The organism is Stenotrophomonas maltophilia group sp. LNF247, from assembly GCF_054083135.1.
Genome location: NZ_JBSRQL010000019.1, coordinates 69749 through 83392, shown reverse-complemented (window position 1 = coordinate 83392; position 13644 = coordinate 69749). Strand labels below are relative to the sequence as shown.

Below are 13644 nucleotides of genomic sequence, written 5' to 3'. Positions count from 1 at the left end.
GTTCACCCGGATGCCACGTGGCAGCAGCTGGCTGGCCAGCGACTTGGTGAACGCATGGATCGCGCCCTTGGTGGCCGAGTAGTCGATCAGCGCCTTGCTGCCGAAGATGCCCGTTTCCGAACCGGTGTTGATGATGCTGGCGCCCTCGCCCAGATGCGGCAGCACCGCGCGCGCCATCTGGATGTAACCGCCGATGTTGGTCTGCAGGGTCTCCTGCAGGTGCGCGTCTTCCAGGTCTTCCAGCCGCTCGCAGTGCAGCTGGAACGCGGCGTTGTTGACCAGGATGTCGATGCCGCCGAACGCCTTGGCCACCTGCTTGACGGCCTTGTCGCAGAAACGCGGATCACGCACGTCACCGGCGATCACGATGCAACGGCCGCCTTCGCGCTCCACGTGCTGGCGGGTAATGTCGGCATCTTCGGCTTCGTCCAGGTGCAGGACCGCCACGTCCGCGCCTTCGCGTGCGAACAGCACCGCCACCGCACGGCCAATGCCGGAGTCGCCACCGGTGACGATCGCACGCATGCCCTGCAGCTTGCCGCTGCCCGCGTAGTCGGGTGCAAGGAAGCGGGGCGCCAGCTCCAGTTCGTGCTCATGCCCGGGCTTGGCCAGCTGCTGCGCCGGCATCGCCTCCGGCTGGCGCCGTGCGCCGGCCTGGGTCGCGGTCTTCTTCGTGGCCTTGCTGGCCGCCCGGGCGTCCTTGGCCTTCTCCTGGTCCTGCAGGCGCCGCTGCCGGGCCGCGACGCGTGCTGCCCGCGGATCGCTGGCGGCCGCCTTGCGGGTCGCGGTCCTCACTACGCGGGGGCGATCGGGGTCGGCGACCGCCTTGGCCGGGGTGCTGCCTTTACGCACTTTCGGCGATGCCTTTCGGCGGGCGGGTGTCTTCTTGGTGGTGGCCATGCAGGTCTCCTCGGGAGGGAACGGGGCTGCCGGCCAGCGGCCGACACTACCGGGGGGCGGCGCACGCCGCACCTGCAGTCTCTCTACGCACGCTGTTGGCGGCAGTGAGCGCGCCGTGTCCACGATGTGCACGGCATTCATTCCGCCACCACGTGCGCCGTCGCACCCTGCACGCAACCACACAGGGAACGCCTCCATGAAACATGCCATCGCCACCGCCGCCGTCTGCTTTGCCCTCGCCGCCTGCAGCAGCACACCGATGGCCCAGGTGCAGCCGATCGACGGCGTGATTTCCGGCCAGTGCCACAGCGACAGGGTGCGCGGCGCGGTGGGCCTGGCCGCCTCGGACGCCACTGTGGCCCGTGCACGCGTGGACAGCGACAGCCTGCACGTGCGGGTCCTGCGCCACGACGGCCCGCGGGTGCCACCGGCCAGCGAAGGCGGCGACCGCCTGACCATCGAGAAGGGCCGCACCAACAATATCGTCGCGATCTACTGCGGCTGACGACTGCGGCTGAGCCGGCGTGCCCTGCGCAGCACGCGCAGGGTGGCCTGCTCCCACTGGCGCGGCCCGCGCAGGCCGGCCAGCTTGGCCAGTTCACCGCGCTCCCAGCCGACGAACACGCACGGGTCGATATAGGCCTTGCGGCACACCGCCGGCGTGTTGCCCAACCGGGCCGCCACCTGGCACACCACGCTGCGCTGTGCCTGCGCCAGCGCACGCTGGCTGGCCGGTTCCGGCAGCTCGGTGGCAGCAAACGCCTGCACCGCCGCGACGGTCCCGCCCCAGGTGCGGAAATCCTTGGCAGTGAAGTCCTCGCCCATCACCTCGCGCAGGTAGTCGTTCACCGCACCGGAGTCGACCGGCTGCAGCGCACCGTCGTCATCGCGGTACTGGAACAACGCCTGCCCCGGCAGCTGCTGCAGGCGCCGCACCAGCAGCCCCAGCCTGCGGTCGCCCACGGTCACCTCCTGCAGCTGCCCGGACTTGCCGCGGAAACGCATGCGCACCCGGCCGCCACGCAGCAGCTCCAGATGACGGTTACGCAGTGTGGTCAGTCCGAATGACCGGTTCTGCTGCGCATAGGTCTCATTGCCGACCCGCACCAGGGTGTCGGCCAGCAACGCGACCACCATGGCCAGCACCTTTTCCTTAGGGAAACCCGGCCGTTTCAGATCCCGCGACAACCGCCGCCGCAGCGTGGGCAAGGCCTCGCCAAAGGCGATGATGCGGTCGAACTTGCCGGCGTCGCGCTCCTTCGCCCAGTCGGGGTGGTAACGGTACTGCTTGCGCCCGCGCGCATCGCGGCCTGTGGCCTGCAGGTGGCCGTTGGCGTGGGCGCAGATCCACACCGCGGTGTAGGCCGGTGGAATCGCCAGTGCGCGGATGCGTTGCAGGGTGGTGGCGTCGCGTATCGCGTGGCCATCAGCATCGCGGTAACTGAAACCTTTTCCGGCGCGGCGCCGGCTGATGCCCGGCTGGGTGTCGTCGACATAGCGCAGGCCGGCCGCGCGCGCGGCCTGTCGTTCGGGAGTGGAGGCGGTCGGCATGCCAGTAGTGTCGCGGTCGCCGTGCCGCGATCCTGTCGATAACACAAGACAAACACGTGAGGGCCGGTTCGCCGCTATGCTCGGGTCTTCACAACCCCTTCCGGAGTCATGATGTCGTTCCCGATTCGCGCCCGTTCGCTCTCCGCCCTGCTGCTGCCGGCCGTGCTGGCCTTGACCGCCTGCCAGGCACCGGCGCTGGATGAACAGGATTCGGCCACGGCCCACGCCCAGCAGGCGGCCGAAGCCGCCAAGGCACCGGCCGACGAAGCCGGCAAGGCCATCGAGGCGCCGCCGGTCGGCACCTGCGATGCCAGCCAGGTGCAGAGCCTGGTCGGCCAAGCCTACACCGATGGGCTGGGCAAGCAGGCGCAGGAAGATGCAGGCGCCAGCCAGGTACGCGTGCTCAAGCCCAATGATGTGGCCACGATGGAGTTCCTCGGCGACCGCCTGAACATCGAAGTGGACGCCAAGGGCGCCATCAGCGGCGTGCGCTGCGGCTGAGTCCCGCCCCGCGCCGGCACTGGGTTGCCGGCGCGTTCTGTTGCACCTGCAACCGTGTATTGCGGCATTGCAGCAACCTGTGATCTAGTCGAGGCATCCGGTGGCCTCACGATGCGCTCCAGGGAATGAGCGGGGACGAGTGTCGCCGCCAACCCTATACGCATCGAGGTAGAGATGGCCCCCCGCAACCGCCAAGGGCTTTACGACCCGCGCTCCGAGCGCGATGCCTGTGGATTTGGCATGGTCGCCCAGCTCGACGATCAACCATCGCGCCTGTTGGTTGATACCGCCATCGCCGCGCTTTCGCGCATGACCCACCGTGGCGGTGTTGCCGCCGATGGCCTGACCGGTGATGGCTGCGGCCTGCTGCTGCGCCGCCCCGATGCGTTCCTGAAACTGCTCGCCAGCGAAGCCGGCATTGCCGTCGCCACACGCTTCGCCGCCGGCCTGGTATTCCTACCGCACGACGCCGACGCGGCGCAGGCCTGCCGCGCGCAGCTGCAGGCGCAGGTGGAAGCGGTGGGCTGCAAGGTCGCTGGCTGGCGCGAGGTACCGACCGACGACAGCGTCTGCGGCCAACTGGCGCGCGACACGCTGCCGCGCATCGAGCAGGTGTTCGTCGATGCGGGGGTTGGCCAGGATGATGCCGGCTTCGCGCTGGCGTTGTTCCTGGCCCGCCGCCGCAGCGAACAGCAGCTGCGCGATCACGCCGACTTCTACGTCACCACCCTCACCCCGGATGCGATCAGCTACAAGGGCATGGTGCTGCCGGACAAGCTCAGCCGCTTCTTCCCGGACCTGCAGCGCCGCGAGCTGGCCTCCAGCGCGATCGTGTTCCACCAGCGCTTCTCGACCAACACGCTGCCGCGCTGGCCGCTCGCCCATCCGTTCCGCATGCTCGCCCACAACGGCGAGATCAACACCATCGAGGGCAATCGTCGCTGGGCGCAGGCGCGCAGCAAGGTGTGGAAGACGCCGCGCTTCGATATTGGTGAATTCGACCCGGTCATCTCCATGCACGGTTCGGATTCGCAGAGCCTGGACAACATGCTGGAGCTGATGGTCGCCGGTGGCATGGAGTTGATCCAGGCGCTGCGCATCCTGGTGCCGCCTGCCACGCAGTCGCTGGAATTCAAGGATCCGGACCTGGCGGCCTTCTACGAGTTCCACGGCCTCAACAGCGAGCCGTGGGACGGCCCGGCCGGCATCGTCGCCTGCGACAGCCGCTATGCGGTGTGTACGCTGGACCGCAACGGCCTGCGACCGGCGCGCTGGATGCTCACCGCCGACCGCCACTTCCTGGTCGCCTCCGAAGCCGGCGTGTGGGAAGTGCCGACCGAGCGCGTGGTGCGCAAGGGCAAGCTCGGCCCCGGCGAGATGATCGCGATCGACCTCAAGCGCGGCGACCTGCTCGACTCCGATGCGGTCGACCGCATCAACCGCGGCCGCGCGCCCTACAAGCAGTGGCTGCAGCAGGGCGTGACCTACCTGCAGACCGAACTGATCGACCCGTCGCTGGTGGAAGAGCCCTTCGACGAAGGCACCCTGCGCAGCTACCACAAGCTGTACCAGCTCAGCAGCGAGGAGGTGGAGCAGGTGCTGCGGCCGCTGGCCGAGACCGAGCAGGAAGCCACCGGCTCGATGGGCGACGACACGCCGATGGCGGTGCTGAGCCAGCGCAGCCGCCCGCTGTACGACTATTTCCGCCAGGCCTTCGCGCAGGTCACCAACCCGCCGATCGACCCGCTGCGCGAAGACTGCGCGATGTCGCTGTCCACCCAGCTCGGCAAGGAAACCAACATCTTCCATGCCGGCCCGGAGACGGTGAACCACGTCATCCTCAATTCGCCGGTACTGAGCCAGCGCAAGCTGCGCCAGCTGTTGAAGATGGACCAGTACGTGCAGGCCAACCGCCTGCTCGACCTGTCTTACAGCGAAGACGAAGGCCTGCGCGCCGGCATCGAACGCATCTGCAGCGAAGCGGAACAGGCCGCGCGCGATGGCATGGTGATGCTGCTGCTGTCCGACCGCTACCCGGTGGCCGGGCGGCCGATGGTGCACGCGTTGCTGGCCACCAGTGCCATCCACCACCACCTGTCTCGGCTGGGCCTGCGCTGCGACGTGAACCTCATCGTCGAGACCGGCACCGCACGTGACCCGCACCACATGGCCTGCCTGCTCGGTTTCGGTGCCACGGCGGTTTACCCGTACCTGGCCTACCAGACCCTGTTCGACCTGGGCCGTCGCGGCATCCTCAAGCTCAGCAAGGGCGGCGAGCAATCGCAGATCGGCCGCCGCTACCGCAAGGGTATCTACAAGGGCCTGTCGAAGATCATCTCGAAGATGGGCATCTGTACGGTGGCCAGCTACCGCGGCGCGCAGCTGTTCGAGATCATCGGCCTGGAACCGGAAGTGGTGGACCTGTGCTTCCCCGATACCGCCTCGCGCATCGGCGGCGCCGGCTTTGCCCGCCTGGATGCCGACGCGCGCGAACTGTGCGCGCAGGCCTGGGACGCGCAGCAGGGCGTGGATGTCGGCGGCCTGCTGAAGTACGTGCACGGCGGCGAATACCACATGTACAACCCGGACGTGGTGACCACCCTGCAGCGCGCGGCGCGCAGCGGTGACCCGCGTGCGTGGCAGCAGTACTGCGATGCGGTGCATGCGCGCCCGCCATCGGCGCTGCGTGACCTGCTGGAGCTGGTGCCGGCGGCCGCGCCCGTGCCGCTGGACGAGGTCGCTCCAGCCAGTACCCTGTTCCCGCGCTTCGATACTGCGGCGATCAGCCTGGGCGCACTGTCGCCGGAAGCACATGAAGCATTGGCCATCGCCATGAACCGCCTCGGCGGCCGCAGCAATTCCGGCGAAGGCGGTGAGGATCCCGCGCGCTATGGCACTGCGAAGCGCAGCAAGATCAAGCAGGTCGCCTCGGGCCGCTTCGGCGTTACCGCCGAGTACCTGGTCAATGCCGAAGTGCTGCAGATCAAGGTCGCGCAGGGCGCCAAGCCCGGCGAGGGCGGCCAGCTGCCCGGCCACAAGGTCAACGAACTGATCGCACGTCTGCGCTACGCGCGGCCGGGCATCGGCCTGATCTCGCCGCCGCCGCACCACGACATCTATTCGATCGAAGACCTGGCGCAGCTGATCTATGACCTCAAGCAGGTCAACCCGACCGCGCTGGTATCGGTGAAGCTGGTCAGCCATGCCGGCGTTGGTACCATCGCCGCCGGTGTGGTCAAGGCCGGTGCGGACCTGATCACCATCTCCGGCCATGACGGTGGCACCGGTGCGTCGCCGGTCAGCTCGATCCGCTATGCCGGCGTGCCGTGGGAGCTGGGCGTGGCCGAAGCGCACCAGGCGCTGCTGGCCAACGACCTGCGCGGGCGCACCCTGCTGCAGACCGATGGCGGGCTGAAGACCGGCCTGGACGTGGTCAAGGCCGCGCTGCTGGGCGCGGACAGCTTCGGCTTCGGCACGGCGCCGATGATCGTGCTGGGCTGCAAGTACCTGCGCATCTGCCACCTCAACAACTGCGCCACCGGCGTGGCCACCCAGGACGAACGCCTGCGCGAGAACCACTTCACCGGCCAGCCGGAGCGCGTGGAGAACTTCTTCCGGCTGCTGGCCGAAGAAGTGCGTGGCTGGCTGTCCTACCTGGGCGCGCGTTCGCTGGAAGAGATCGTCGGCCGAACCGACCTGCTGCGGCAGATCGAGGCCGCGCCGCGTGACGGCGTGCGCGTGGACCTGTCGCGCCTGCTGGCCGATGCCCGTTACGAGGGCAGCCACTGCGCCGCGCAGCGCCTGTACGAGTCGCCGGACAGCCTGGCCACGCAGATGGACGGCCTGCTTGCCTCCGCCATTGAACACAAGCGCGGCGGCGAGCATCGCTTCCTGATCCACAACACCGACCGCAGCATCGGCACCCGCCTGGCCGGCGCGGTGGCGCGTGCGCACGGCAACCAGGGCATGGCCGAGGCACCGCTGGAACTGCGCTTCCGCGGCAGCGCCGGGCAGAGCTTCGGCGCGTTCAACGTGGGTGGCCTGCACCTGGAGGTGGAAGGCGAAGCCAACGACTACGTCGGCAAGGGCATGGCCGGTGGCCGCCTGGTGGTGCGACCGCCGCGCGGTGCCCGCTTCGAGGCACGCAGCACCGCCATCATCGGCAACACCTGCCTGTACGGCGCCACCGGCGGCGAGCTGTTCGCCGCGGGCAGGGCGGGCGAGCGCTTCGCGGTACGCAACTCCGGCGCGCTGGCGGTAGTGGAGGGTGCCGGCGACCACTGCTGCGAGTACATGACCGATGGCGTGGTACTGGTGCTGGGCAAGGTCGGGCTGAACTTCGGTGCCGGTTTCACCGGCGGCCTGGCCTACGTGCTGGACGTTGATCGCGATTTCGTCGACCGCTACAACCACGAGCTGATCGACATCCATCGCGTGTCCGCCGAGGGCTTCGAGAACTATCGCCAGCACCTGCACCGCCTGATCGGCCGCCACCGCGAGCTGACCGGCAGCATCTGGGCGCAGCAGATCCTGGACGAGTTCCGCGATTACATCGGCAAGTTCTGGCTGGTCAAACCGAAGGCCGCCAGCATCGAGTCGCTGACCGAAACCCTGCGACGCGCCGCGTGATGTTTTCCGGTAGTGCCGGCCGCTGGCCGGCAACGTTCCCCCTCGCATTACAGAGCCCGCCATGAGCCGCAAGCACGCTTTCCAGTTCCTCGACCTGCCCCGCACCATGCCGCAGCGCATTCCGGTGGAACTGCGCACCTCCGGCGACTGGGGTGAGCTGTACGGCAGGTTCGGCAAGGAAGACGCGCAGTACCAGGCCGGCCGCTGCCTGGACTGCGGCAACCCGTACTGCAGCTGGAAGTGCCCGGTGCACAACGCCATTCCGCAGTGGCTTCAGCTGGTGCAGGAGAACCGCATCCACGAGGCGGCCACGCTGTGCCACAGCACCAACCCGCTGCCGGAAGTGTGCGGCCGGGTGTGCCCGCAGGACCGGCTGTGCGAAGGCAGCTGCACGCTGGAGGAGTTCGGTGCGGTCACCATCGGCGCGGTGGAGAAGTACATCGTCGATACCGCATTGGCCAGTGGCTGGCGCCCGGATCTGGCCGCGGTGCAGCCGACCGGCCACAGCGTGGCGGTGATCGGCGCCGGTCCGGCGGGGCTGGCCTGTGCCGACCGCCTGGCTCGCGCCGGCATTGCCGCCGTGGTCTATGACCGCTACGAGCAGATCGGCGGCCTGCTGCAGTTCGGCATCCCCAGCTTCAAGCTGGACAAGGACGTGATCCGTCGCCGCCGCGACGTGCTGGAGGGCATGGGGGTGCAGTTCCGCCTCGGCGTGGAGATCGGCCGCGACATCAGCCTGCAGCAGCTGCTGGATACCCACGATGCGGTGTTCGTCGGCACCGGCGCCTACCGCTACACCGATGGCGGCCTCGACGGCCAGGACCTGAAAGGCGTGCTGCCGGCGTTGCCGTTCCTGGTGCAGAACAGCCGCATCGTCGGTGGTGATGATCCGAAGGGCCGGCCGATTGCCGGCTGGGAAGACACCATCGCCCTGCCCGATCTCAACGGCAAGCGCGTGGTGGTGCTCGGCGGTGGCGATACCGGCATGGACTGCGTGCGCAGCGCGATACGGCTGGGCGCGGCCAAGGTCACCTGCGCCTACCGCCGCGACGAAGCAAACATGCCCGGCAGCGCGCGCGAGGTCGCCAATGCACGCGAGGAAGGTGTGCGCTTCCTGTTCAACCGGCAGCCGCTGTCGATCGAAGCCGGCGCCGATGACGAAGTAATCGGCGTAACCGTGGTCGAGACCCGGTTGGGTGAGCCGGATGCGAACGGCCGCCAGAACGCGGTGCCGATCGATGGCAGCGAATCGCTGCTGGAGGCCGACGTGGTGATCATCGCCTTCGGCTTCTCGCCGACCGTTCCGGCATGGCTGGCCGAGCACGGCGTGGAAGGCCGGTCCAACGGCCGTATCGTGGCCGGAGGCAAGGATCGCCTGCCGTTCCAGACCGCGCATCCGCGCCTGTTCGCAGGTGGTGATGCGGTACGCGGTGCCGACCTGGTGGTGACCGCCGTGGCCGAGGGCCGCGATGCCGCCGCCAGCATCGTCCGGCTACTGGCCCACTGAGTCCGGCGCCAGCAGTACCGCCAGCAGCGCCCGCAGCACGTGCGGCTCCACCGGCTTGGCCAGGAAGTGGTCGATGCCAGCCGCGCGACAGGCTTCGCGGGTGCTTTCCATCACGCTGGCCGTGAGCGCGATGATCGGCACCTGCGCACGTGCCGGGCAGGCATCAGCGCGGATCGCCCGCGCCAGTGCGAAGCCGTCCATGCCCGGCATGTGGCAGTCAGTGATCACCAGCTCGAACGGCTGCGCCTGCCATGCTTCAAGCGCCGACTGCCCATCGGTACAGGCGTGGACCCGCAGCCCTAGCGCGCACAGGCGCTGCTCCAGCAGCTGCAGGTTGGTAGGATGGTCTTCAACCACCAGTACGCACGCCGCCGGCAATGGATGCTCATCCGCTGATGCCGCCGAAGGTGCGGCCATGGGTGCCTCGCAGGCCTCCAGGTCCAGATCCATCCATACCGTGGTGCCCTGCCCAGGGGAGCTGCGCAGCTGCAGCTCCGCCCCCATCGAGGTTGCCAGCTCGCGGCAGATCGCCAGGCCCAGCCCACTGCCGCCGAAGCGCCGCGTGGTCGAGCGCTCCGCCTGGGCATAGGCGGCGAACACCGCCTGCTGTCGTTCCTCGCTGATGCCCACGCCGCTGTCGCTTACCTGCAGGCGCAGCCGCTGCCCGCGGGCATGCTGCTGCAGTACCTGCAACCGCAGTTCCACGTGGCCGTGCCGGGTGAACTTCAGTGCATTACCGGCCAGGTTGAACAGGATCTGGCGCAGGCGCAGGCCATCGGCCAGCGATCCCGGCTGCATCTCCGGATCAAGCACCACCTGCAGGTGCAGGCCGCGGCTGGCGGCCACCGGCATCAGCAGCTGCTGCACCGCGCGCACCAGTGCCGCCAGATCGGTGGGCCGCAACTGCAGCGGTGCGCCCTGCAGGCGCTGGCTGTGCAGTACATCGTCGAGGATCTGCCGCAGCATCCGCGCCGCATCATCCACCGTGGCCAGCACCTGCTGCTGGCGTGGCTCCAGCCTGCTGCCCGCCAGCCGTTCGAGCATGCCCAGCAGCGTGCTCATCGGCGTGCGGATCTCATGGCTCATCGTGGCCAGGAAGTGCGCCTTGGCCTGTGCCACCTGCTCGGCCTCGCGGCGCGCGTCGGCCAGCGCGCGGGTACGTGACTGCACCTCGCTGACGTCGATCCAGTAGCCGCTCCACTCGACGTAGCTATCGTCGCAGGGCAACGGCCGCCCATGCGAACGCACCCATCGCCAGCCCTGTGGTGAACGGGTACGGAAAGTGACATCGATCGGGCCACGCGCCAATGCGGCTGTCTCGATACAGGCCATCACCCTGCTGCGGTCCTCGGGGTGGACTGCGGCCAGCAGCCACTGGTGATCGATGCGCGCGCTCTCCACGCTGATTCCGAACAGGGACTGCACGTCGCCGGCGATCTGCGGAAAGCTGTAGTGACCGCACGCCGAACGGCGCGCCTGGTAGACCACCGCCGGCAGGTTCGCAGTCACCTCCTGCAGGCGCTGCTCCACGACTCGGCGCCGCACGCTTTCGCGATGCACCCGCCAGTAACCGTAGGCATGTACCAGCGCCAGTGCGAGCAGGATCAACGAGGCCGGCACCAGCCAGCGCAGGGGTGACGATGACGGCCAATTGCGCGGCCGGTCCGGCAGCCAGGCCGCGCGGATCTGATCGCGCTCGGGATCGGTCAGCTGCGACAGCGCCTGCTCGAAGCCGGCGATGACATCGGCGCAGGCGGGCGTGGTCGCCAGCACCAGGGCATCATCGAAACCGGCCGGCGCAGCAATCAGCAGTGCATCGCCCTGGTAGCGGCGCAACGCGGCCTCGACTTCGCCGAGGTTGGCAACCACGGCATCGATCAGGCCGGTGCCCAGCAGCGGGAGCGCATCGTCCAGCGCTGCCGGTGGCAGCAGCTGCGCACCCGTTGCCTGCTCGGCCAGCAGCCCCTGCAGCGGCATCCGGCTGGGGCTGGCTACGGTTCGCTCACGCAGATCTTCCAGGCCCAGCACCGGCGGCGTACCCTCACGGCGCACGATCACCTGTGGCAGCTGCAGGTAGGGCGTGCTGGCCACCCAGCCGGCGGGCAGCTGCGAGCGTGGCCATCCCAGCAGCGCCTGGGTGCCGGCCGGCAGCTCATCCCGTTCCACGCTGGCGGCCGGCACGGGCAGCAGCTGCAGCGGCCGTTGCCGGCCCAGCAGCTCCAGGTACACCGCGCCGAGCCCCCGTGCCTCACCCTGTTCGCTGGACGACAACGGTGCGCGGTCGGAAGGCCAGGCAATGCGCAGCGGTGTCCTGCAGCCCGTGGCGGAGGCCGTGGCAGGCAGCAGCAGGCTGGCCATGACAGCAATGGCTGCCGGGAGGCCGGCGACATTCACGGTAGGCATCCTCATCTCGCGGGCGGAAGGAACGGCCGCGCTGCGGTACCGCTGCCTGCCACGCTATCGACGTGCGGACCGACGGCAATGAAGAAAGTTGTAAAAGCATCCAGATAGGGGAATGCCGACATACACTGCCGCCTTCACCCGTAACTGCGGAGCGTTCGATGCGCATCGGCCTGGCTGCCAACCGTCTTCATCACCACGACGCGCGCGCCGCGCTGTTCCGTTGGCTGCGCAGCAGCGAGCCCGGCCTGCGCGAGCTGGGCGTGTCGCTGCATGCGGTCGGTCGCACCCATGACGCGATCGAACGACAGGGCTTCCTGACCGGGTACGCGGGCCTGCACCGTTACCCGTACGGACGCGAGGGTGGCCTGATGAAGCTGGTCGCCGAAGTCGTTGGCATGGGTCCGGATCGGACACTGGATGGCGCGATCTACCTGATCGACCCGGTCGATCCGTCCTCGGTATTTCCAGAAGCCACGGCGCTGAAGCGCCAGTGCGTGATTCACGGCAAGCCGTTCATTTCGACCGTGGCCACTGCACGCGACTGGGTCGAAGTGGAGCGCGTCCACGGCGGGCTGCCGGCAGACCGCGGCGCTGACGACCTGCATGCGTTCGAAAGCCAGACGCTGGCACTGATCGCGCATGATGCGATGAAGCCGGCGATGCTGGCCTTCGCCGATGAGCATTTCGATGTGCTGGCCCGGTTCGGCGAGCGGGTGGCGACCGGCACCACCGGCCAGCGTTTGAACGAACTGGCCTGGAGCCGGGGCTGGCCGCGTGATACGCCGTGGGTGACGCGCTACCAGAGTGGCCCGATGGGCGGTGATGCGCAGATTGCCGACCGGGTACTGGAGGGGCGTTGCCAGCGTGCGATCTTCTTCGAGGACCCGCATGTGGCGCGCCAGCATGAGGCGGATATCCAGCTGCTGGAGCGTGCGGTGACGACGGTGACCGACCAGGCAGTGTGCATTACGGCGCCGCGGGTGGCGGCGCGGTGGGCGGCGGCCGCGGCGTTGCGGGTGGGGTGAGGGTTTCGGCCAACGGCTGAGCCCCTCGTGGTGGGTCGTTCAAATCGGAAGCCGTGCTCGGCCGGCCGGGGTGGATTGCGCAGGGGTCGCTGCAAGTACGTCCTTGTAAGCTCGGTCGCCGCTTGCTCGTGTGCGCTTTCCTGCGCACACGGCAAGACCGGGGTTGGGCGTCCTGCCCAACCCGCCCGAGGCATGCCTCGGGCCCATGCGGCTCACGCCCCTGCCCACCACGGACACTCCCTGTAGAGCCGAGCCATGCTCGGCTGCTCTTCAACGTGATGACTGGAACCCGCGCCACGCGCGTCAGCCGAGCATCGGCTCGGCTCTACAGCAGCTGGCGAAGCATCGCCTTCAGCCTGCGGCCTTCCAGCTGGAAGTAGTCGCGCTGCTCGCGCCAGGCGGGGAAGCGTTGTTCCACTTCGTGCCAGAACGCAGGCGAGTGATTGGGCTGGATCAGGTGGCAGAGCTCGTGCACCAGCACATACTCGAACGCTTCCGGACGACCGAGCACCAGGGCCAGGTCCAGTGCCATGCTGCCGTCGGGGGCCAGCGAGCCCCATTGCGAGGACATCACCTTCAGCCGCAGGCGGCTGGGGGCGCGCGGCAGAGTGGGCAGGTACTTCGGCAGCCAGCGGCCGACGTCGGCGCGGGTCTGGGCTTCGTAGAATTCGCGCAGCAGACGGCGCAGGGTGGCGTCGCCGCCGCGGGTCGGCCACTGCACGCAGGCGCCGTGCGCGTCGATCTCCAGGCGCGCGTAGCGGCCTTCCTGCCAGCGCAGCGGCAGCAGTTCGCCGCGCAGGGGCAGCACACCGTCTTCGCCCGGCTGCAACGGTGGCGGCAGGCCCTGGCCCTGGTACTGCCGCAGCTGCAGCGCCAACCAGTCGCGGTGCTGTTCCAGGAAGCGTTCGCCCATCACCAGGCTCGCGCGCGGCGGCAGGGTCAGGCGTGCGCCGCGTTCGTCCACACTCAGCTTGATGCGCCGCGCACGCGGATCACGCACGCGCAGGACCTCGATCTCGGCATCCTCCAGGCGCAGGCGAACGGTGTCGCGCTGTACGGTGGCGGGCGGGGTCGGGCTGATCAGGCGGCGCAGCAGACGGCTCATGCGCCCAGCATAGCGCCGCTTCG

9 protein-coding genes are annotated in these 13644 nt (G+C 68.8%); 5 read left to right on the top strand and 4 right to left on the bottom strand.

Annotation, left to right across the window (positions count from 1 at the left end):
• Positions 1–900: SDR family NAD(P)-dependent oxidoreductase (locus ACTXG9_RS16895; protein ID WP_457654809.1), on the bottom strand; the 900-nt coding region annotated here is incomplete at its 3' end.
• Between the two features lie 196 nt (positions 901–1096).
• Between ACTXG9_RS16895 and ACTXG9_RS16890 the strand changes: the two genes are divergently transcribed.
• A complete protein-coding gene (locus ACTXG9_RS16890) occupies positions 1097–1405 on the top strand; it encodes a putative periplasmic lipoprotein (RefSeq protein ID WP_019661972.1) in 309 nt (102 codons plus the stop codon).
• Here ACTXG9_RS16890 and ACTXG9_RS16885 read toward each other — a convergent pair.
• Complete coding sequence (locus ACTXG9_RS16885) at positions 1393–2451, bottom strand: DNA topoisomerase IB (RefSeq protein ID WP_019661973.1); 1059 nt, start codon at positions 2449–2451, stop codon at positions 1393–1395. The two genes, ACTXG9_RS16890 and ACTXG9_RS16885, sit on opposite strands and share 13 nt — an antisense overlap.
• A gap of 111 nt (positions 2452–2562) precedes the next feature.
• Between ACTXG9_RS16885 and ACTXG9_RS16880 the strand changes: the two genes are divergently transcribed.
• The 3 genes from ACTXG9_RS16880 to ACTXG9_RS16870 all read left to right on the top strand — a co-directional run bounded on the left by ACTXG9_RS16880 (position 2563) and on the right by ACTXG9_RS16870 (position 9088).
• Positions 2563–2952: an I78 family peptidase inhibitor gene (locus tag ACTXG9_RS16880; protein WP_026347258.1), complete on the top strand. Its 390-nt coding sequence runs from the start codon at positions 2563–2565 to the stop codon at positions 2950–2952.
• Between the two features lie 174 nt (positions 2953–3126).
• Positions 3127–7581 (top strand): glutamate synthase large subunit, encoded by a 4455-nt coding sequence (gene gltB, locus ACTXG9_RS16875; RefSeq protein ID WP_188250439.1) that lies wholly within the window; start codon positions 3127–3129, stop codon positions 7579–7581.
• 61 nt (positions 7582–7642) lie between these two features.
• On the top strand, positions 7643–9088 hold the full coding sequence (locus ACTXG9_RS16870; protein WP_019661976.1) for an FAD-dependent oxidoreductase: 1446 nt from the start codon (positions 7643–7645) through the stop codon (positions 9086–9088).
• Here ACTXG9_RS16870 and ACTXG9_RS16865 read toward each other — a convergent pair.
• Positions 9074–11482: an ATP-binding protein gene (locus ACTXG9_RS16865; RefSeq protein ID WP_180832940.1), complete on the bottom strand. Its 2409-nt coding sequence runs from the start codon at positions 11480–11482 to the stop codon at positions 9074–9076. The genes ACTXG9_RS16870 and ACTXG9_RS16865 overlap by 15 nt on opposite strands.
• Before the next feature lie 167 nt (positions 11483–11649).
• Here ACTXG9_RS16865 and ACTXG9_RS16860 point away from each other — a divergent pair, with 167 nt between their 5' ends.
• Complete coding sequence (locus ACTXG9_RS16860; RefSeq protein WP_111102371.1) at positions 11650–12516, top strand: methylglyoxal synthase; 867 nt, start codon at positions 11650–11652, stop codon at positions 12514–12516.
• A 325-nt stretch (positions 12517–12841) separates the two neighbouring features.
• On the opposite strand, the gene ACTXG9_RS16855 is transcribed toward ACTXG9_RS16860, so the two are convergent.
• A complete protein-coding gene (locus ACTXG9_RS16855) occupies positions 12842–13621 on the bottom strand; it encodes a M48 family metallopeptidase (RefSeq protein WP_021202266.1) in 780 nt (259 codons plus the stop codon).
• Between the last annotated feature and the right edge of the window lie 23 nt (positions 13622–13644).